Here is a 20802-nt window from a genome sequence, read left to right on the forward strand (position 1 = left end):
GTCAAAAACGCAGATCGGATAAGAGTATGAAAATCTAAAATAGATATTAAATCGAAGAAAAAACAACGATCATCAACAACCGTCAGTCAATTTTACTTTCTGTAAAGCGTCACCGGGTTGTTACCAGTGCTGAAACACGATTACATGCAAGTTTCCCAGGATCAGCCTATTTATTCTGAGGCTCCACTCCAGCTGTTACTGTTTGTCGATGGGCGTCCTAAGTCCCGCCAACAGGTGCAGCGAATACGCGCTTACTTAAAAGAATTGCAGGCTGAGTATAGTTTTGAACTCCAAACTATTGATGTAGGACAACAACCTTACTTAGCAGAACACTTTAAATTGATCGCAACGCCAGCTTTAATCAAAATCCATCCCGAACCACGACAGATTTTAGCTGGGAGTAATATCATAGCGCAATTGAAAAACTGGTGGCCTCGCTGGCAAGCGGCTGTAGATGCCTACTTAAAATTACAGGAAGATTTACAAGAACGGATAGACGATAGTGCTAGGGCAATATCACCCAAATCAACTATCCGTTCAGTTGCTGTTTCTGCTGAACTCATCCGACTCTCAGACGAAATTTTTCGCTTGAAGCAGGAAAAAGATAACCTCCAAGAGCAGCTACAGTTTAAAGATCGGGTGATTGGAATCCTAGCGCACGATCTTCGCAATCCGCTAACTGCTGCCGCGATCGCCATCGAAACTCTCCAATCTAACTACAATTTAGAGACAGGCCAATTCCAGCGCCTCAAACCGTCCATGACGGCGCATCTATTAAAACAAGCCCGTAATCAAACTAAAATCATTGATCGGATGATTACCGACCTCTTGCAGGTGGGTCGTGGCAAAGATACAGAATTTCGCATCATACCACAAAAAGTACAACTAGGTAAACTGTGCTTAGAGGTACTAGAAGAATTATGCGATCGCTACACCGCCAAATCCCAAAATGTAGAAACAGATATTCCTAATGATTTACCTTATGTATATGCTGACCCAGAACGCATCCGTCAAGTGGTAGTGAATCTGTTAGATAATGCCATCAAATACACCCCAGAAGGTGGCAAAATTAGCGTTGCCGGATTGCATCGTACTACCCAAAAAGTTCAGTTTAGTATTGGCGATACTGGGCCTGGTATTCCTGTAGAGAATCGCGATCGCATTTTTGAAAACCACTTCCGCCTGCAACGGGATGAAGGTAAAGAAGGTTACGGGATTGGTCTTTGTTTATGCCAACGCATCATCCTGGCACACTATGGCCAAATTTGGGTGGACTCTGCCCCCAATAACGGAGCATGGTTTCACTTCACACTACCAGTTTATCCTTCTTAAGTAATAGACATAGGGCATTAGAGCTTGGTCATTCCCAACTGACTAATGACTAATGACAATTAAGGACTTGAGATAAAGCGATCGCGCCCTCCAGCTTTTGCTTGATAAAGTGCTTTATCTGCCATGACAATCAAATCTGAAGGTGAGGATTCCCAAGTGGGGACAACAGTTGCCACGCCCATACTAAGGGTAACGTGCTGACTCACCAGAGATCCGTCATGAACAATTTGCAAATCTTTGACTCCCGCTTGTATCATAGCGGCAACATGAAGTGCGCCAGATGCAGGGGTGTATGGCATAATCACAGCAAATTCTTCGCCACCGTAACGCGCTACTAAATCCTGATGTTTTTGTGCCTTAAGGCTTAAGACAGCACCCACCTTTTGCAAACAGACATCCCCCGCTGGATGCCCATATCTATCGTTATAAAATTTAAAAAAGTCGATATCACACAAAATCATTGATAGGGGAGATCCCTCTTGTACGAGATTAATCCACTGAGTATTGAGATAATCGTCAAAGCGCCGACGATTAGCCAACTCAGTTAAGCCATCTACATTGGCAAGGTGATGCAAAGCTTGGTTTGCCGCCTCTAACTGTTTGTATACTTGCGCTTGCTGTAGCAGTCGGCGCAATCGCTGGCGCAATACAGGCCAGTGAATTGGCTTCGTCACATAATCAGTCGCCCCTGCCTCAAAAGCACGGTTTACGGATTCTTCATCGTCCAAGCATGTGATCATCAAGATGGGGGTGCGCTCCCATATCTTGGATATAACCGTATTTTTTAAGGCAGAATCAGTATCAAATGTTGAAAGTGCTGATATCAAATTATTCCTGGCAATTTGGAGCAGGTGCTTACAGCAGGTAAAGCCATCCATCACAGGCATTACAGCATCTAGCAAGACTACATCCGGTTTGATAGTCTCGTAAGCATCTAAACATTGTTTACCATCATTGACCTCGACCACTCGATAACCTTCTTGTTCCATCGCTTTACGCAACAACACTCGGATGGTCTTGTCATCATCAGCCACTAGAATCAGTGGCGGTTGTTTAGTAGAAAGAGGAAATGAGCTTATGCCTGACATGAGTTGCCTTCCACTTGCAGAACTATCCTGAAAAAGGCTGTGCAACTTGATCGCATGGAGGCGATCGCTCTTTTCATCAATGCCAGGATTTGCGGCAAAGGTTTATCTGGCTTCACAATCAACCGTTTTTTGACAATGGACTGCTCAATGTTTTTGACCCAAGCAAGCGGTATATAACTAAGTTGCATAGACAATCTATAATTGGAACACGAAGGCAATTGTTACCTTTTTGTTCGGCTACGGTTGTGAGAGGAAATGTTACTTTTATATTTCCCCATTGTTATAGTCAAATTGCGATTTTTTTGAGAATTGCAAATACACGCCTTAATTATTTATTTTTGTAGTTAGTTCATAAACCTAGTGATACAGGGCAGAGCCATTGCCAAAGTGCGCTTAGAAAATAGCTAATACTAAATTTTAATATCACCTGACTTAAATTTATTTAGCTTATTTAGCAGGGGTTGCGGAGGTTTAGTATAATTACACAAGACTAAGATTAAGTTTGACTCTCCAATGAGTATAGGTTAATAAAATAAGTAAAAATTTTTATTTAATTAGATTCAGTGCATCTAATACAGTTTGGTGGCAATCCAGGTATCATCTCAATTCACTAAATAAGGGGCTTAAGCTCATTTTAAAGCTGGGCAAACTTCCATCACAGTGTATTAGATAAATAAAAATAAGTTGTATTTCTGGAAAGATAGCAATTTAGTAGCTAAGATTAGATGAATACAGCCAGAAATAAGTTCTTACAAAAAAATCAAACCCTGTTTACATTCACAAAATCTTCAATATGCCAGACTCATTAATGTATCAGCAGGATAACTTCGTTGTTTTAGAAACAAATCAACCAGAACAATTTCTGACACCATCAGAGTTATTAGAAAAGCTCAAAACAAATCTCCAACAACTCATAATTGAAGATTTGCCACCGGACTTGCAAAAGTTTGATACTGTGGAAGCTCAAGCACAATATTTACTCGACACTAGCTGCGAATTAGATATTGGTACTGGGCAATATTTACAGTGGTATGCAGTTCGTTTAGAAAAATAACTTTTTGGTTAGTGGTTAAGAGAATCCCAAAAAATAAATCATTAATAGATAGTTAGTGAGCTAGAATGCCATTTACTTAAACAAAACTTGCTGCCCAGAACCCCGACTTCTTCAAGAATTCAGGGTTCTGAATCGTGCATAAAGGCATGGAATTTGGATAACAAAAATTATTGTTATTGACTACTGACTAAGGACTCTTTTGGAGTATTTATCAGCGCTAGCTCAATTGTATTTTCAGATGGCTGCGTTATTTGAATCTCCAATCCAGGGCCAAAATAATTGGTCATTTTCTCCTGCTTTTTTTGCCATATATCAATTGGTATTAATGGTGAATCAAATTCTAAAATTAGAGCATAGCTCCCATTAACTTCTGTTTCTCGCAACCCTGTGACTATTGGTCGTTCTTGATCTGTGGGACTCAAACCTAGAAAAGAAAGTGTTGTATCTAGATGAGCATCTTGACCATAGCAATATCGGGTGATATCGTTGCGAATTTTGTTTTGAGTATCAGTTGCTTGCTGCTCGCGCAGTATCAACGCTGACGGGGACGTAGGTTGGGTAAATGGTACTGGCTTCAGTTCATTAGCTTTCAGCGCCAGTCCTCCCAACAATAGAGGAATCCCGTAAAAAAATCCGACAAGATTAAGTGTGGCATTATTAACAGCATAGGCGACGAAGCCAATGATGGTTAATATACTGCCTATAGTTAAACCGAGTGTTCCTAAAGAGATTTGGCGTAGCATGAGCTTAAATTAGTATAAAGTCTGAATACAGTTTTATTATCATCGGCTATGAGTAACAAATTAGGGAAGAACATCTTTCCCATCTGCATAGTATTCAACTAACTCAAAATTTCCTGGTCAAGACTGACACAAAGAGAAATCATGAACTACTGACTTTCTTAAGTTCAAAACTTGAGAACTTTTTCCTTAAAAGGGGGTTGGGAGATCACAAGCTTATGGAATAATGTTAAAGGATTTGTGTGTACACCGTAGTCCCACAAGCACTTAGGGGAGACACTAAGGGCGTATATAGCAATCCTAAATCATTTGTAAACCTATTTGATTCTTCTCTTGGCGATCCTCTCTAAAGAGACGCTGCGGGTTCAGGTAGTGTCTCGTTAGAGAAAGCGGCTTGACGGTTCGATAATTTTCACAACTCAAATAGGATTGCTATAGTGCCCCATAATGTCTGATTTTGAGTTAACTTTAAATTTAAAGGTAGTTAAAGATAGGAAAAAAATAATGGATTTACAGACTATAAAAGAACGAATTACCGCAGTTCAAGGTAAACGTGAGTACCTCTTAGGTTTACTGGAACAACCAAACCTAGGAACTCTGAGAATTGATGTTAATCAGGCTTTAGAAGAACTGGATGAGTTAATTGATGAATTTAGACGCACGATTCCCGTAGAGTAAAAATTATCAAAAATTGCGTCGGTTAACCGTTAACTTCAGGTTATACCGACGCTTTTCAAGTACTATCATGCCTTTAAATCCCCATAATTTAACTAAGCCTGAGTTGGCAAAGCAACATAGCTGTATTATTTATCCTGCAATTGAATTATCTCCTGCACGCTGACCTAACTGCCTAACTAAGGCAACAAGTTCGCTTGTAGGTACATCTTTTTTGCAAACGTCATCAAAGCTATATACTGTCTTTGTGCCCTGAAAGTTTATATCTTCCACTGAGGAGTAAGCAAGAATCTGGGTGTTGGGAGATATAGCTTTAATCTGACTAGACGCACTCCAGCCGTCCATAACTGGCATTTGTAAATCTAATATAATCACGTCAGGATGGCAACGTTTAACCATTTCTATAGCTTCTTCACCATTACTGGCTAAACCTACTACTTGAATATTCTCCTGGCAAGAAAAAACCAATTGTAAGGTTAAACGAGTCAGTTCGTGGTCATCAACTACTAGAACACGCAAGGTAGAAAGCTCACAGGATAACATTAACATTGAGGGGAAAAACGAAATTATTTAGATAGCCTCTATAGTTTATGAGAACAAGAGCCAGCAATAACTCTATCCTATGGTTGAATAACTTGTGTTAATCCATAACAAATAACCAAAGGATGTTTGTAAAGTATCAAGTTGCATAAAGACCGCTTCCTAACCTCCGTTAAAAAGGAAGGAATCAGAATCCAATTACCCAATTTATCGGCGGATTTAGGAGAATATACAAGCCTTTGATACATCACAAACAATTTTTCAAACATCTTCACCTAGCTCGACTTTATCCCAAATTCATAACTTGGTTTTCTTTATCCTGCAAAACCCTGACTTTTTGGCAAATACTTTTTCCACTTTAAATCCTGGGTACTGGGAAAGAGTCTTTTTCTTAATTTGCTTGTGGTTTAAATCCCCAGTCCCCAATTCCCAGTTCAAGGTATAAGGGACTTCCAGTTAAAAAAATATCCAATTTAGGGGCGCAAGGCCTTGCGCCCCTACAAATCTAGAAATAATTTGGGATACTTTATTTTTTGCAAGTCCCTAAGTAACTTATTTTTAATCAATCAAGTTTGAGGCTACACCAGTTGAGCGTAATGCCATATTTATAAGAATTTTTTGTGAATTAGCTTCTGGAGAATGATCATAAGGATGCCTTTGAATGTAAGTACCATCGGCTTGTAATTCCCAAGCTTGGCGATTATCTGCGAGCATAATTCCCATAATTTCTTGCAAATCTTTGGCAATATCAGGGTCTTTCACTGGGGTAATTACTTCGACTCGGCGATCTAAGTTGCGGCGCATCCAGTCGGCACTGCCAATATAGATTTCTTCTTGTGTATTGTTATGAAAATAATAAATCCGAGAGTGTTCTAAAAAGCGACCGACAATGCTGATTATGCGAATATTTTCACTAATGTCTTTGAGTCCGGGACGCAAACAACAAACGCCTCTAATAATTAAGTCGATTTGCACTCCAGCGCGGGAAGCTTCATATAAAGTGGTGATAATTTGTGGATCGACTAGGGAATTCATTTTGGCAACAATGCGTCCAGAAAATCCATTTTGAACATTTTCGATTTCGCGGTGAATTAGTGCCAAAAAGCGATCGCGCATATTCACAGGCGCAACCAGCAACTCTCTATAAGACTTTTGCAGCGAGTATCCTGTCAAGAAATTAAATAAATCTGTGATGTCAGCACCCAATTCTTCACGGCAACTAAACAATCCCAAATCTGTATACAGTCGTGCTGTTTTGGGGTTATAATTACCAGTGCCAATATGGACGTAACGACGTATCCGGTCTTTTTCGCGCCGTACCACCATGACGGTTTTACTATGGGTTTTCAACCCTACTAAACCATAGACAACATGCACTCCAACTCTTTCTAGTCGTTTTGCCCAGTAAATATTGTTCTCCTCATCAAATCGCGCCTTTAATTCCACCAACACAGATACTTGCTTGCCATTTTCAGCTGCGGCAATTAAGGCGTTGACTATGGGTGAGTCGCCAGAAGTCCGGTAAAGGGTCATCTTGATGGCTAACACATTCGGATCGTAAGCAGCATGGGTAATAAAGCGCACTACTGTAGCCGAAAAGGATTGATAAGGATGGTGTACTAGCAAATCCTTTTCCCGAATTACAGCAAAAAAGTCTTTTCCTTCGTCTGTCTCTAGCGCATCTGGGTCTAAACTGGGTTCTCTCAACCTTTGCAGGCGTAATGGTACAACAGATTGGCGTGGTGGATCTTTGAGTTCCGGCAATGGCAGGGACATAAAATACATTAAATCCCGCAGTCCCAAAAGACCATCTACCTCGTAAACATCACTTTCTGTTAATTCCAAATCTTGCAATAATCGCGATCGCACTATTTCAGGAGTCTGGGATTGAATTTCTAGCCGGACTGGACTTCCACCCAGCCGCCGTTTTCGCAATTCCTGTTCGATCGCTAACAACAAATCATCTGCTTCATCTTCTTCTAAGACCAAATCGGCATCACGGGTAATGCGGAACGGATGATATTCTTGAATATTCATCCCTGGAAATAGAGATTCCAAGTTATGAGCGATCGCTTGTTCTAAAGGTATCCCAGTCCAGTGGGCAGGTTTTTCGCTATTTTGATCTCCCAACTCAGGCGGTATCGGTAAAAATCGTGGCAGAACGCTGGGGACTTTAACTCTGGCAAAAAATTCTTCTTCCGTGTCTGGATTTTTGACGACAACAGCCAGATTCAGACTGAGATTAGAAATAAAAGGAAAGGGATGACTAGGATCAACAGCCAAAGGAGTCAAAACTGGAAAGACTTGTTCTTCAAAATAGCTGTTGAGATGAGTTCGTTGTTTTTGATTCAAATCTATGTAATCGAGAATATGGATGCCGTGATTTGCTAGTAGGGGACGAAGTACTTGCTCAAAATGCTGATGTTGTTTCTGAACGTGAGGAGTAAGGTTAGACATAATATCGTCTAACTGTTGTTGTGGTGTCCGACCATCAGGAGTTAACAGGCTAACTTTTGCCTCTACTTGTTGCTTTAAACCAGCAACCCGCACCATAAAGAACTCATCTAAATTAGAGTTAAATATTCCCAAAAACTTGAGGCGTTCGAGAAGAGGGGTGCGATCGTCACAGGCTTCATGTAACACCCTGGCATTAAATTCTAACCAGCTTAACTCTCGGTTAAGATAATACTGCGGATCGCTGAGATTGATAGGAGTAGAGCTTTTCTTAGATTTTGCCATAATGACCTAAGGACAGGCAGATGTGGCCCATTAAACTGGGGGACAATAAATATAGTAAGTTAAATGGGGCTTGAGCGTGACGCTAAGGGAACAGTTAGTCATAGCTACGTTTTATAGCTGCTTTTTATTGTGTGGAATGGAATATTGGTCTTTTGTAGGGTAGCACCGCTGTGCTACCCTACAACGTTATCTTTAAGAATTCAAATCATTGCTTAAAAAATATTACTGATGAAGATGCACTCAAGATTTAGCAAAGATATGACGTGGCTAATTTGGAAAAGTTATGAGTAATTATTAAGCGCAGTTTACACATAATTTTGGTATGAAAGTTAGTCTAAAGCCGTACATTTAGTAATTGTTAGATGTAGTTTTCCACAATACAAGCTTTAGTAAGCATTAGCACAACTACTATACAGACATTGATTAGGCAGAAGCTTTGCTGTATTTCTTCTTTGATTAAGATTTTGATGTTAACACTCAGCTTTACACACACAATTTTTGCTACTAAATTTTTTAATTTATCACCACAAATATTTTGAAAAATTTCAGCATTATTACTGAGATATTTATGGAAAGCAATAGTTATATTTAAAACACAAAGATGAATACACAAGGAGCTTGTGAATCATGAAACTATCTACAATTATCAAAAGCAGTGTTTGCCTATTAGGTTTGGTTGGTGTTAGTAATTTCTTTGCAGCACCTGCAAAAGCAGATCAAGCTGCTGCTCGTGGTGCTGTTACAGTAGTTAGACCATCAGGTTCTTCTGTTAGCGTCAGTGGTGAGTTGGTTGCGCCCAGTGGTACACAATTCGCTGGCCCATTAACGATTACACCTACAAGTAGTGGTGTTGCTGGTGGAAACGATGAAGGTGTAGCAACTCTCGTAGTAGATGCAGGTGCACTTGAAGCATCTACCTCAACTAGTGCTGGTACAATTGAAGCTGCGATCGCACTAACAATTACTGAAGGAACTTTTGCTGAGGTTCAAGACGTAGCAGCTCTAGTTAGAGCTGCTAGTTCTGGCGGTATGGAATAAGATTCATTGCTAGCTAACAGAAAATTACGATAGTGTAAAAACACATCAGCTTTTAGTTTAGAAGTTTTCACACTTTGCGTTGATTTTCAATGTCTTTTTGGCTTTGGTTTGAGAAAGCATTGCCAGCATTAGAGATAAAATCATTTTGCATCCCCAAGCTGGGCATTTGCATCAAAATACTTGGTAATACACAGATCAATTACTTGACTCACTCTACTTTACCTATATTCATAGTTTTGATGCAGGATAAGGTAGAAAGGGAGATGTAACAAATTTAATAAAAAATACAGCCCCTTGAATGTATTTGAGGGGCGGTATTTCCAAACTTATTCACAATATTACCATATAAACCCGGTTTCTTTTAGAAATCGGGCTTTTAATGTTGGTTTAAATAGATACTTCATTAAATCTTCTTAATTAGACAAGAGGCAAGAGGCAAAAGACAATAGGTAAAAACTAGAAAGCAATAGGAGCAAGGTAATAACGCAATAACTACTCTTGCCTTTTGCGCTTTGCCTTTTGCCTTTCTTAACTAAGTGTCAATCCTTATACCAAATTTTAGTAGTCTAGGAATCAAATTTTCTGGGAAGTGACCGCTATATTGCTCATGCCAACCTAAAAGAGTATGAGGAATAAATTAAATATGTATAGCGTGTTTTGCCAACTACCTGTAACGTTCAAAAGAAGCATTTATTTGCTGGGTTTTATCAGTTTTAGTAATTTTATTGCAGCTCCAGTATCTGCACAAGAAGCTGTAGCGCGTGGTGCTGTTTCTATAGTTTCGCCTTCTGGTGCTTATCAAAGTGTTAGTGGTGAACTGTTTTTGCCTGTTAATAATAATGTTTTAAATTCCGGCATAAGCACGACTCTAACAATCACACCTACTTTCACAAATATTGGAGCAACTAATGAAAGAATAACTTCATTATCTCTCACGGTAGGAACAGCTACAGAAGTAATATCAAACAATAACAATTCACTGTTGAATCAAAATCTAGAAACAGTTAATAATTTAACATCAATCCCTAATACAGCATCTCTGATTGAGACAACTAATGACACTAATGCTTTGGGGGCTTTAGAGTAGTTAAAAACTATATTAATATTACGGCTGCATCTACAAAGATTAGGAATTTTGAGACAATAGACAAGAAGTTTTAAGCTTCTAATTTTTTGATCAGAGAAATAATCACTCTAGTTTAGTTTTTGGAGATATTGAAGAATTAATATAGATATCTGAAAAAATACATATAGGACATTTAATTTTGAAATATACGTAGGTCGTGTTATGCCGTAAGCTAACGCACCGTAAACAATTCATTCAAGGTGTGTTGCGCTATATGTACTTTCTATCTTTAAAATCGATAACCACCTTTAATTTGCATATCAAACCCATTTTCACCAGTACCGATTAGAGACTCTAAAAAAACATTATTATCTGGAAAGTGATGTCTAAAAATTAATCCGTAATTTATGCCAGATACTCGGCTATTTAAACCCACATTTTTGGTAGCGTAATTTTTAATATAAGCGCCAAGAGATAAATTTGTGCCGAGTTTTTGTAAACCCTTTAATTCATAGAAAAAGTTTTCGCCGAGTTCTAGGTTTGTATTAATATTTAAGCCTGTGCTAGTACTGAGTTCACCACTAAACAAGCCTAAAAACTCACCATTGCTATTTTCTTGAATATAAGCGATCGCAGGCGCTAAAGAAAAGCTTAAATATTTTTGTTGACGATTAAAGTAATAACTTAAGATAGTGGAGAAAGGATTATTAACGTTTGATGCACTATTCCAGTTAATTTGTAATGACGGTACGTGAGTATTAACAGCTACTGGCTTTTTATTTGAATCTAACTGGACATGAGTTTTAATCTGGTTAACCAAAGCACTAACATATATGCCTACAGATGGTTCTGGTAATCCTAAATTATTATTAGAAACTCCTGGCGCTGATTTAGCATCTACATTAAACCAAGTTCCTAAGCTAGCACTATAGTTTAAGTCACCGCTGGAACCAGCAGCTAATAATTCGACTGATGGTAAAGAAAGATAACCATTAAAACTGTTAAAACTCACACCTATGAGATCAACTCTGGTGAGTTCAAAATAATCGAATGCCAAATCAAATGTTCGGACTGAAAGTGGCACTATAGTATTATCTGCCGAACTAAATTTTTGTACAAATTGTCTGCCTTCGGTATTAGTTAAAATAACTTCAACAGCACTAGATTCATTAACGGGATTAATGTCTGTATTATTCAAAGGAATTTGATTTCCTATGAAAGTCAAAGGCCCAAATCTTTCATTAGAAAGTCGAAGGGTTGAAAAGAACGTATCACCTGGATCTAAAAGTTCAATATCTTGTTGTAAAAATTGAACAGCGCGTTTGTGGTTTCCTGTTCTCAGCGTCAAAATACTAGAATTATTGGGAGTAATTTTACTCTCAATTGTCATATTTCCTGATACTTGTTCTAGGTTACTTGCTGCATTAAAGTAAGCTAAAGTACGATTAAGTCTGTTATTAATTTGTCTTCTTTGATTTGGTGTAGACTTTGTATTTAATTCAGCAAAGGTTTCTCCGTTTTTAAATCTTTCTCGCGCTTCTACTAAACTTTCATCAATATTATCTATTTTAACGAATTTAAAAATTCCACCTAATGCCAGTCCTAGAGTAGAATTAACTGTTTGTATGCCATCAATACTAAATTCACTAAAATTAGCTGTAATTGAGAATCCCGGACTAGCAAAAACATTAGAATAACTGGCACTAATTTTCTCTGGGTCGTATTGAACAATGGTGCGGTTATGAGGATAGCTAGTATATAACCTGTGCCAATCAGAAGTTTTCTTTGTTTGGGATAAAACTTCAAATTCGGGGTCTCTTTTGCCGAAAGACACCCAAAATAAAGAATTTAAATAACTTAAGTCTCTTTCAGTTTCTGTGAGGTAAGGATTGATTGCTATATTCAATAAATCAAAATTATCAAATCTACCTCGCTGGGCAATCTTAACACCTGGTAATGAAGAAACAGGAGCAGTAAAACCAAAACCTTCACCTGTTAAGATATCGCCCCAAAAAATACCAGCCGCTTCTAGGGCAGAATTAGGAATAATTTCGCCTACTTGGAGTTGAACATTACCTCCATCTAATAGCGGCTTCATATCCGTAGTCGGAAAGGCTTGCAAAATTTGAGGAGTATTAGTGGCATCTAATAAATCAAATAAAGCTTCGCCACCTTGATTACTTAAAGTCGAACCACTACCAAGATTTAGGGTAGGATTTCTCAAAATTGTGACATTAGGATCTTCAGGATTAACTCCGCTATTAATTATCACTCTACCAGCAGGTACTCCTTCAGGATTAGTTACTTGTCCTGCTATAGAAACTATAGAAAAATTATCAACACCAACTTCGCCGATTAATTTATCAAAATTCACAGGTAAAGTATTAAGAGATTGTAAACCCCAAAATCCTTGAGTTGATGTCATGTTTTGGGTACTATAATTCTCAGAAGCTCTACCTTGGTAAAGAATGCCCGCTTGTGTACCTTTTGTCTCAATTACTAATCTATTGTTATCAAGAACCCAGTAAAACTGTTCAGATTCAGGAAATTTCCCATAGGTAAATTTCTCAATAATCTGATTATCTCCAGAAAATCTGATACTTAAATCTGTATCTATATAATTTTCGTCTTTGTTTGGTTTAAATAATTGAGGTTTAAAAGTCAGGTTATCTGTTGGATTAGTTATCCAAGGATACCTGCTGGCACTGTTAGTCAGAGCGTCAATAATTATTTTCTTCTGGATTACTTGTTGTTGTTTTTTTATCCGACGTAGTTTTTGTATTAGTATTCGTTGCTGAAGTGTATGTGGTTTTGGTTGATTTGAATTTGATGGTTTATTTGTATCTAATTCAGGTTTTTCTTCATCTTCTTCCGGTGGTTTAGGTGGTTTATCTTTATATTCTTCAATTGGGATAACGTCAGCTATGATGAATTTGCGTAACTGTTTTGGCTTCTCCAAGTTTGAGCTAGCATTTTTTAAAGCTTGCTTTGATAGTGCTTTGTTTCGGGAGTTATCTATTTTGTCGGACTTTTTAACAGCGATTAAATCAATATTATTTTGACTTTTGACATTCAAGGCGATCGCAGATAATTCAAAAAATACAATTTTGGATAAAATTGCTGAAGACAACAAACACATTCCAACAAGTTTTGCATTTTCTTGGAATTTTTTTAGAAAATTATTGATACTTTTCTGATTTGACTTTTTCAAGGTTTTCACAATAAAAATATTTAGCCTTGGCTAAAATGAAACTTAATCATTCTTTAATACTTAAAATTCGGATTTATTGTTAATTTCCTTGATTCGATGGATTCAACAGTGTTTGAATGAATATAGATAGTCAAAAAAAGTTTTATTTCTTGTGCTGGCTGTAAAGAATAAAATAGGATTAAGCAGATTTACTGCAACAAGAGTGTAATTCTTGAGCAAAAGTTCAACCTCAGCAAAATCACCACAACTGAAAAATTGAGCTATTTTTTAGCCGTATAAATACGTAATGTAAGGATATTGACTTAAAAAAATAGACTAAAAAAACATATTTCAGGCTACTCGCCGCCGTCTGGCAATTTCGTACACTGCCCTATTACTACTACTGTTTGCTAGTAAAGTTTATTTATATGTCCCAGTACACTGATTGAGCGAATTGACGATACCTTAACCATGTAGGGGAAATAGTAAAGCGATGTCTCACAACTAGCCTCTATGCATCTATGCTGATGCGAATAAATTTCACATTAATAATGTAGAAGCCAGTTTTAGTGAGAATACCGACAAAGTAGATGATGATCGCATCTATCTAGAATGGTTTAGTCCGACTGCTAAATCTCTTATGTCTAATAACTAAACCTAATCATGCACAGTAAATAATATCAGTCCTAAACTTGTCTACACTAGGATTAGTGCGATGTCTAGGACGAGCTACGCCTACGCAATAACCTTGTAGCGTATTTAACAAACTTTTCTGAACAGCCAAAGGTGAAGAAACGACTAAAATTCTTAAAAAAGATTCAGCTCTTCTTAAGATAGCCATGCTGCTGACTGGATATCACACTTAAATTTATTAAAAAAAGTTAATGAAAGCTAGACATATTGATACAGAAGTGGCGAGGTTAGAAGCGCTCCGCCAGTATCAAATTCTTGACACAGAACCCGAAGAAGCTTATGACAATCTTGCTCAGTTAGCAGCCTTTATTTGTGGCACTTCCATATCCTTGGTAAATTTCATTGATGAAAACCGTCAATGGTTTAAGGCAAAAGTTGGTTTAGATGTATCAGAAATGCCCCGGTGTGTTGGGTTATCTTATCTTTGCCAAGAGCAGCGTGGTGTTGTGGTGGTTCCTGATACCCTAGCTGATGAAAAGTTGGCAAATAATCCAGTTGTGACTGGCTATCCATATATACGGTTTTATGCGGGTGTTCCCTTAATTACCCCAAAGGGAGATATGCTGGGAACTCTATGTGTAATTGACCAAGTTCCCAAAGAATTGAGCCAAAAACAAGTGGAGGCGCTTGTAGCTCTGAGTCGTTTGGTAATCGACCAACTAGAACTCAGACGTCGTGTAACTGAGGTAGCTCAAATTACCGAGAAATTAGTGGCCCATGAGCAAGCAGCCCACGCTCAATCTGAAGCCGCCAGAACCCGCATTGCTAATTTGCTTGAAAGCATCACTGATGGGTTTTTTGCCTTAGATAAAAAATGGCGATTTACTTATGTTAATGGTCAAGCAGAAAGGCTGTTGCAAACATCCCAGAACCAGCTTTTGGGTAAAAACATCTGGGAGGTGTTTCCAGAAATTATCGGTACAACATTCTATCGTGAGTATCAGAGGGCAATATTAGAGCAGGTAAGTGTCGAATTTGAGGAGTTTTATCCACTACTAAATTGCTGGCTTCAAGTCCACGCTTATCCAGCAAAAGACGGCTTGTCTGTTTATTTTCAAGACATTACTGAACGACGGAAAACAGCAGAAGCACTACGAGAAAGTGAAGAACGTTGGCAATTAGCATTACATGGTAATAATGATGGTATTTGGGATTGGAACCTCAAGACTAATGAAGTGTTCTTCTCAACTCGATGGAAGGAAATGCTCGGCTATAAAGACCACGAGGTTTCCAACCGTTGGGATGAATGGACAAAACGAATCCATGCCGATGAGCGAGAAGGGGTGCTTCAAGCCTTTCAAGACCACTTTGCCAAGAAAACACCATTTTACGTCTGTGAATATCGAGTCCAGTGCCAAGACGGCAGCTATAAATGGATTCTAGATCGAGGACAGGCACTTTGGGACGCATTGGGTGATATAGTGCGGATGGTGGGTTCTTATACTGATATCACAGATCGCAAGCGGGCAGATAAAGAATTAAAACAGCAAAATCTGCGATCGCAATTATTTGCAGAAATAACCCTGAAAATTCGAGAATCTTTACAAATAGATGAGATTCTTAAAACCACGGTGACAGAGGTACAACAAGTACTACAAGCTGACCGTGTGTTAATTTTTCGACTAGAGGCTGACGGTTCAGGAACAGTGGTGCAAGAAGCAGTATTGCCTGGTTGGCCCGTAATTTTAGGAAAAAATCTTTTTGACTCCTGCTTTAAAGAACAATATATAGAGAGATATCGCCAGGGAAGAGTCAGTGCCCTTGAAGATATTGAAGCTGCTCATATCCATCCATGCCATCGAGAATTTCTTCAGCAGTTTGCTGTCAGAGCTAATCTGGTAGTGCCGATTCTTGTCAGAGAAGGCATTTGGGGCTTGTTGTTGGCTCATCAGTGTGCCGCACCTCGACAGTGGAATCAGTTTGAGATGGATTTGTTACAGCAATTAGCTAACCAAATTGGGATTGCTTTATCTCAAGCGCAACTATTAGAAAAAGAAACCAAGCAAAGTCAGGAACTTATTCGTTCTAATGCTGAATTAGAACAGTTTGCCTACGTGGCCTCCCATGACTTGCAAGAACCGTTGCGGATGGTGACTAGTTATTTACAGTTATTAGAGCGGAGATACAAAAATCAACTGGATGCCAATGCAGACCAATTTATCAACTACGCAGTAGATGGGGCACGGCGGATGCAGACCCTAATCAACGATTTGTTGAACTATTCCCGCGTCAGTAGCCGGGGACAGCCTTTTGTGCTTGTTGATTGTAATGCTGTTTTAGCGCAGGTGCTTGCTAATCTGCAAATTGCGATCGCAGATACAAAGGCAGTTATCACTTATGATGCTTTACCTCAAGTGATGGCTGATGCTACCCAATTTACACAAGTATTTCAGAATTTGATCGCCAACGCAATCAAATTTTGCCGTCATCAACAGCCACGAATTCACATTGGGGTAAGTAAGGGAGATGTAGATATAAATAGAAAAAATTTAAATTTTATCCCCTCGGAGGATGAATGGCTGTTCTCAGTACGTGATAATGGGATTGGTTTGGAATCCCAATATACTGAACGTATTTTTATAATCTTCCAGCGCTTGCACGGTAGAGAAAAGTATCCAGGTACTGGAATTGGTCTGGCAATTTGTAAGAAAATTATAGAACGCCACGGCGGCCATATCTGGGTTGAATCGAAACTTGGTCAAGGATCAACTTTCTACTTCACAATTCCAGAGAGAGCAATAAAGCAATAGTGAGCACCATAACAGCGATTATGCCTATTGAGGTTTTGTTAGTAGAGGATAATCCTGGTGATGCCCAACTTACACGCATCGCCCTGGAAGATAGCAAAATCTCGATTCACTTGAACGTAGTGGAAGATGGTGTAGAGGCAATGGCTTTCTTGCGAAAACAGGGAAAATATGCTAAAGTACCTCATCCAGATATTTTACTACTCGATTTTAACCTCCCTAGAAAAGACGGGCGAGAAGTATTAGCAGAAATTAAAGGAGATGAAAACCTCAAACGAATTCCTGTAGTGGTTTTGACGACTTCCCAAGCTGAAGAAGACATCCTCAAAGCCTATAACCTTTCTGCCAACTGTTATATAACTAAGCCAGTAGATTTCGATCAATTCGTTAAAATTGTCCAATCAATAGAAAATTTTTGGTTTGCAATTGTAAAACTGCCACCGGAGTAATGGAAATGGCAGGTGAAAATATAAAAGTCTTATTAGTAGAAGACAACCCTGGTGATGTCTTGTTGTTACAAGAGTTATTCAAGGAAGTTACCACAGTCGTAGTTGATCTGATGCCCGTTGAGCGGCTTTCTGAAGCACTCAACTACCTAAAAAATGAAATTTTTGATGTGATTTTGTTAGACCTCTCGCTGCCAGATAGCCAGGGATTACAAACTTTTATCATCGCTCACAATCAGGCAAAAGCAACTCCAATCATTGTGCTGACGGGTATGAATGATGAAACTTTGGCAACTAGAGCAATGCAACAAGGAGCGCAGGATTATTTGGTGAAAGGGCAAGTAACTGGCGACTTGCTGGTGCGATCTATGCGTTATGCCATCGAACGCCAACAGGCAGACAACGCACTGCGGCAGAGTGAGGAGCGATTTCGGGTTGCTCTCAAAAATTCCCCAATTTTTGTCTACAACCAGGATAGAGATTTGCGGTACACCTGGGTTTACAATCCCCCATCTGGATTAACAGTTGAGAAAATATTGGGTAAACAAGACTTAGATATCATCCCAATAGAAGATGCTCAACGTCTGATTATAATCAAACGTGGAGTGCTGACGACAGGTGTAGGAACGCGAGAGGAAGTATCAATTACCATCAAAGATACAACCCGATATTACGATTTAACTGTCGAGCCATTGCGGAATGAAACCCAAGAAATTGTCGGGGTGACATGCGCCAGTATAGATATTAGCGAACGACAGGCTGCGTTACGCGAACGGCAAGCCGCGCTATGCGAACGCAAGCTAGCTGAAGAAAAAATCCGCGAACAAGCAGCGTTACTAGACGTGACGACAGATGCCATTTGCGTGCGAGATTTAAACAATGAAATTATCTTCTGGAACAAAGGCGCAGAAACACTTTACGGTTGGAAAGCGACAGAAGCTTACGGCAAAAATGCTAATGAGCTTTTGTATGACGAATTTTCACCAGAAATCGAAGCGGCTCTTTTACAAGTTGTTAGTAAAGGAAAGTGGCAGGGAGAGTTAAATAAACTTACCAAAACTGATAAGGAAATTCTTGTTGCTAGTCGCTGGAGTCTGGTATGCGATGAACAAGGGAAACCCAAATCAATTCTTACCGTTGACACAGATATTACTGAGAAAAAACATTTAGAAGCCCAATTATTTCGCGCTCAACGTTTGGAAAGTATTGGTACTTTAGCTAGTGGCATTGCTCACGACCTCAACAACATTTTGACACCGATTTTAGCAGGAGCGCAACTGCTACCACTCAAATTTCCCGATGCAGATGAGCGAACTCGCCATCTACTAGAAATTCTGGAAATCAACGCTAGACGGGGCGCTGATTTAGTTAGACAAGTGCTGTCCTTTGCGCGGGGTGTAGAAGGTAAGCGCATCACTTTGCAGCTCAGACATATAATTGTGGAAGTCGCCAAGATTCTGAAAGAGACATTTCCCAAATCCATAGAAATCAGCACTGATGTACCGCAGGATTTGTGGATGGTTTCTGGAGATAGTACCCAGCTGCATCAAGTACTAATGAACCTCTGCGTTAACGCCCGCGATGCTATGCCTAATGGCGGTACTTTGAGTATCTCTGCCGAAAATCTGTTGATTGACGAAAATTATGCACGGATGAACCTGGAAGCCAAAGAGGGGCCTTATATAGTGATTACTGTCTCCGATACTGGAGTTGGGATTCCTAAAGAAATGCTAGATAGAATTTTCGAGCCATTCTTTACTACAAAAGATGTAGGACAAGGTACAGGTTTAGGGCTTTCCACAGTACTGGGGATAATTAAAAGTCATAAAGGTTTTGTAAACGTCTATAGTGAACCGGGAAGTGGCACTAGCTTTAAGGTTTACTTGCCAGCCGTGGAGGGAATGGAAACACTCAGCCCTGAAGATTTGCCACCACAGACAGGACATGGAGAATTGATTTTACTTGTGGATGATGAAGTTGCCATTCAAGAGATTACGAGAACATCCCTCGAAGATCACAATTACAAAATATTAGTTGCCAGTGATGGCATTGAAGCGATCGCGCTGTACGCTAAAAATAGGGAAAAAATTAGTGCCGTACTAATGGATATTATGCTGCCCTCGCTGGATGGTTTAATTGCCATCCGTACCCTGCAAAAAATCAACCCCCAAGTCAGAATTATTGCCAGTAGTGGGCTGATGTCTGACAATAAGCTCAGTGCAGTAGCTGCTATTGGTGTGAATACGTTTTTGTCGAAGCCTTATACTGTCAACGAATTATTGCTTTCTTTACAAAAAGTCTTATCGTAAGTCAACCAATTACGTAAATATGCTGTAAAGTGTGAGTAACAAAACGCTGCTTTATTGACCTGGGTGCAAATTGCCTGGATTTGATATGATTGAGCATCGCATTGGTTAAGGCACTTCTCTTACCGATACTAGGAACTAGGCATTTGGAAGAGTTTTCCTAACCCAATACCCAATCCCCAATGCCCAATGCCCAACTCCTTATACTATGCCTCGGTTTCTTAGGTTAATCATTAATATAGTAGTCTTAAGTGCATTGTTAGTTATATCACAGCAAGTTTGGGCGCAAGATTGGCGTCCGGTTCGCGGTGGTATCCCTTTCGGTATCAGTGGTATGGCTTTGATAGAGCAACAAAGCAATTCCTTAGATTTTCTGATAGCCCATGACAACAAACAAAAAAACCAAGGTCGTTTAGCAATCATCAGCATTAAGGGTAAAAACCAACTTGAATATTTCCCATTAAGCTGGCCAAATAACATAGAATTGCCCATCGACTTAGAAGCTTTAACATCTGTCCCAGAAAAAACAAAGTTCTCTTTTATAGGTTTAACCAGTTCTGGAAAAGCTTATTATATCCGTTTAGAACCTGCCAATAAGACTATCTCTATTATCAAGGAATTCAATTTACCAGGAATTATTCAAGGAAATAATTTTGAAGCATTTGGATTGCAAAATATAGACGGTAAATTAGTTACAATTTGGGGACATCGCGGTGAAGGAGAACAACTAGCAACTATTTTTTGGGGAATATTTGATTTAGCTAAATATGAAATTACTCTCGCAGGTTCTGCCAATCTGAAAGTACCATTTCCATCTGGCAATGTTCGTCATATTTCAGATATTAAGGTAGACCCCGTAGGAATTGTATATATTACCTCAGCAAGTGATGCTGGAGATGATGGGCCATTTCAGTCAGCTGTGTATGTCGCTGGTTACTTGGGATTTCGTGGCAACAAAATTGCATGGCGGCAAAATTCTCAACTTGTTCCCCTTTACCGCTCTGATTACCACAAAATTGAAGGTATGGAACTTGTTCCCGGTGCAGAAGGCGGTGTGATAGTGGGCACAGATGATGAAAATTTGGGTTCCTATGTATACATTGTAGGTGGAAATAGCTAAACGGTATTGTCGAATATTTCGGGAGCGT

At 39.2% G+C, this 20802-nt stretch carries 15 protein-coding genes and 1 pseudogene; 10 read left to right on the top strand and 6 right to left on the bottom strand.

The features are described from left to right. Positions 1–126 precede the first annotated feature (126 nt). Entirely contained in the window at positions 127–1332 is a 1206-nt protein-coding gene (locus H6G97_RS02170; RefSeq protein WP_190939090.1) for a histidine kinase, read from the top strand. Between the two features lie 59 nt (positions 1333–1391). Here H6G97_RS02170 and H6G97_RS02175 read toward each other — a convergent pair whose 3' ends face one another. Beyond that, positions 1392–2420, bottom strand: a complete 1029-nt coding sequence (locus H6G97_RS02175) for a response regulator (protein WP_190939091.1) — start codon at positions 2418–2420, stop codon at positions 1392–1394. Continuing rightward, positions 2408–2608, bottom strand: a complete 201-nt coding sequence (locus tag H6G97_RS02180; protein WP_190939092.1) for a hypothetical protein — start codon at positions 2606–2608, stop codon at positions 2408–2410. Before H6G97_RS02180 ends, H6G97_RS02175 begins: the two co-directional genes overlap by 13 nt. A gap of 605 nt (positions 2609–3213) precedes the next feature. Here H6G97_RS02180 and H6G97_RS02185 point away from each other — a divergent pair. Continuing rightward, positions 3214–3474 carry a CRR7 family NDH-1 assembly protein gene (locus H6G97_RS02185; RefSeq protein ID WP_190939093.1) on the top strand — a complete coding sequence of 87 codons (261 nt, stop codon included), beginning with the start codon at positions 3214–3216 and terminating at the stop codon, positions 3472–3474. Positions 3475–3647: 173 nt separating this feature from the next. Here H6G97_RS02185 and H6G97_RS02190 read toward each other — a convergent pair whose 3' ends face one another. Then, the gene (locus tag H6G97_RS02190) at positions 3648–4217 is read right to left on the bottom strand and encodes a DUF2854 domain-containing protein (protein WP_190939094.1); all 570 of its coding nucleotides are present in this window, start codon (positions 4215–4217) and stop codon (positions 3648–3650) included. A 501-nt stretch (positions 4218–4718) separates the two neighbouring features. Between H6G97_RS02190 and H6G97_RS02195 the strand changes: the two genes are divergently transcribed. Next, positions 4719–4892, top strand: coding sequence for a hypothetical protein (locus H6G97_RS02195; RefSeq protein WP_190939095.1), 174 nt, complete (start codon positions 4719–4721; stop codon positions 4890–4892). Positions 4893–5021: 129 nt separating this feature from the next. Here H6G97_RS02195 and H6G97_RS02200 read toward each other — a convergent pair whose 3' ends face one another. Then, positions 5022–5438, bottom strand: coding sequence for a response regulator (locus tag H6G97_RS02200; RefSeq protein ID WP_190939096.1), 417 nt, complete (start codon positions 5436–5438; stop codon positions 5022–5024). A 549-nt stretch (positions 5439–5987) separates the two neighbouring features. Then, on the bottom strand, positions 5988–8168 hold the full coding sequence (gene ppk1, locus H6G97_RS02205; protein ID WP_190939097.1) for a polyphosphate kinase 1: 2181 nt from the start codon (positions 8166–8168) through the stop codon (positions 5988–5990). Positions 8169–8795: 627 nt separating this feature from the next. Between ppk1 and H6G97_RS02210 the strand changes: the two genes are divergently transcribed. Both H6G97_RS02210 and H6G97_RS02215 read left to right on the top strand, forming a co-directional pair. Continuing rightward, complete coding sequence (locus H6G97_RS02210) at positions 8796–9206, top strand: hypothetical protein (RefSeq protein ID WP_190939098.1); 411 nt, start codon at positions 8796–8798, stop codon at positions 9204–9206. Positions 9207–9831: 625 nt separating this feature from the next. Beyond that, entirely contained in the window at positions 9832–10293 is a 462-nt protein-coding gene (locus H6G97_RS02215) for a hypothetical protein (protein WP_190939099.1), read from the top strand. Between the two features lie 268 nt (positions 10294–10561). Here the strand turns inward: H6G97_RS02215 and H6G97_RS02220 are convergent, their stop codons facing one another. Then, positions 10562–13402, bottom strand: a complete 2841-nt coding sequence (locus H6G97_RS02220) for a hypothetical protein (RefSeq protein ID WP_422394154.1) — start codon at positions 13400–13402, stop codon at positions 10562–10564. Positions 13403–13808: 406 nt separating this feature from the next. Between H6G97_RS02220 and H6G97_RS52155 the strand changes: the two are divergent. The 5 genes and pseudogenes from H6G97_RS52155 to H6G97_RS02240 all read left to right on the top strand — a co-directional run. Then, positions 13809–14108: pseudogene (locus H6G97_RS52155) on the top strand (sensor histidine kinase); the annotation flags it as partial. A 238-nt stretch (positions 14109–14346) separates the two neighbouring features. After that, the gene (locus H6G97_RS02225; RefSeq protein WP_190939100.1) at positions 14347–16905 is read left to right on the top strand and encodes a GAF domain-containing protein; all 2559 of its coding nucleotides are present in this window, start codon (positions 14347–14349) and stop codon (positions 16903–16905) included. Then, complete coding sequence (locus tag H6G97_RS02230) at positions 16905–17351, top strand: response regulator (protein ID WP_190939101.1); 447 nt, start codon at positions 16905–16907, stop codon at positions 17349–17351. The genes H6G97_RS02225 and H6G97_RS02230 overlap by 1 nt, the downstream gene beginning before the upstream one ends. Before the next feature lie 5 nt (positions 17352–17356). Beyond that, positions 17357–19657, top strand: coding sequence for a hybrid sensor histidine kinase/response regulator (locus tag H6G97_RS02235; protein ID WP_190939102.1), 2301 nt, complete (start codon positions 17357–17359; stop codon positions 19655–19657). Between the two features lie 205 nt (positions 19658–19862). Next, entirely contained in the window at positions 19863–20774 is a 912-nt protein-coding gene (locus H6G97_RS02240; RefSeq protein ID WP_190939103.1) for a hypothetical protein, read from the top strand. Positions 20775–20802 lie beyond the last annotated feature (28 nt).

The sequence above is a fragment of the Nostoc flagelliforme FACHB-838 genome (assembly GCF_014698065.1).
Classification (GTDB): domain Bacteria; phylum Cyanobacteriota; class Cyanobacteriia; order Cyanobacteriales; family Nostocaceae; genus Nostoc; species Nostoc flagelliforme_B.

Coding starts and splice junctions, on each gene's coding strand:
- H6G97_RS02175 (WP_190939091.1), bottom strand. CDS start 2,420: ATGTCAGGCATAAGCTCATTTCCTCTTTCTACTAAACAACCGCCACTG.
- H6G97_RS02180 (WP_190939092.1), bottom strand. CDS start 2,608: ATGCAACTTAGTTATATACCGCTTGCTTGGGTCAAAAACATTGAGCAG.
- H6G97_RS02185 (WP_190939093.1), top strand. CDS start 3,214: ATGCCAGACTCATTAATGTATCAGCAGGATAACTTCGTTGTTTTAGAA.
- H6G97_RS02190 (WP_190939094.1), bottom strand. CDS start 4,217: ATGCTACGCCAAATCTCTTTAGGAACACTCGGTTTAACTATAGGCAGT.
- H6G97_RS02195 (WP_190939095.1), top strand. CDS start 4,719: ATGGATTTACAGACTATAAAAGAACGAATTACCGCAGTTCAAGGTAAA.
- H6G97_RS02200 (WP_190939096.1), bottom strand. CDS start 5,438: ATGTTAATGTTATCCTGTGAGCTTTCTACCTTGCGTGTTCTAGTAGTT.
- ppk1 (WP_190939097.1), bottom strand. CDS start 8,168: ATGGCAAAATCTAAGAAAAGCTCTACTCCTATCAATCTCAGCGATCCG.
- H6G97_RS02210 (WP_190939098.1), top strand. CDS start 8,796: ATGAAACTATCTACAATTATCAAAAGCAGTGTTTGCCTATTAGGTTTG.
- H6G97_RS02215 (WP_190939099.1), top strand. CDS start 9,832: ATGAGGAATAAATTAAATATGTATAGCGTGTTTTGCCAACTACCTGTA.
- H6G97_RS02225 (WP_190939100.1), top strand. CDS start 14,347: ATGAAAGCTAGACATATTGATACAGAAGTGGCGAGGTTAGAAGCGCTC.
- H6G97_RS02235 (WP_190939102.1), top strand. CDS start 17,357: ATGGCAGGTGAAAATATAAAAGTCTTATTAGTAGAAGACAACCCTGGT.
- H6G97_RS02240 (WP_190939103.1), top strand. CDS start 19,863: ATGCCTCGGTTTCTTAGGTTAATCATTAATATAGTAGTCTTAAGTGCA.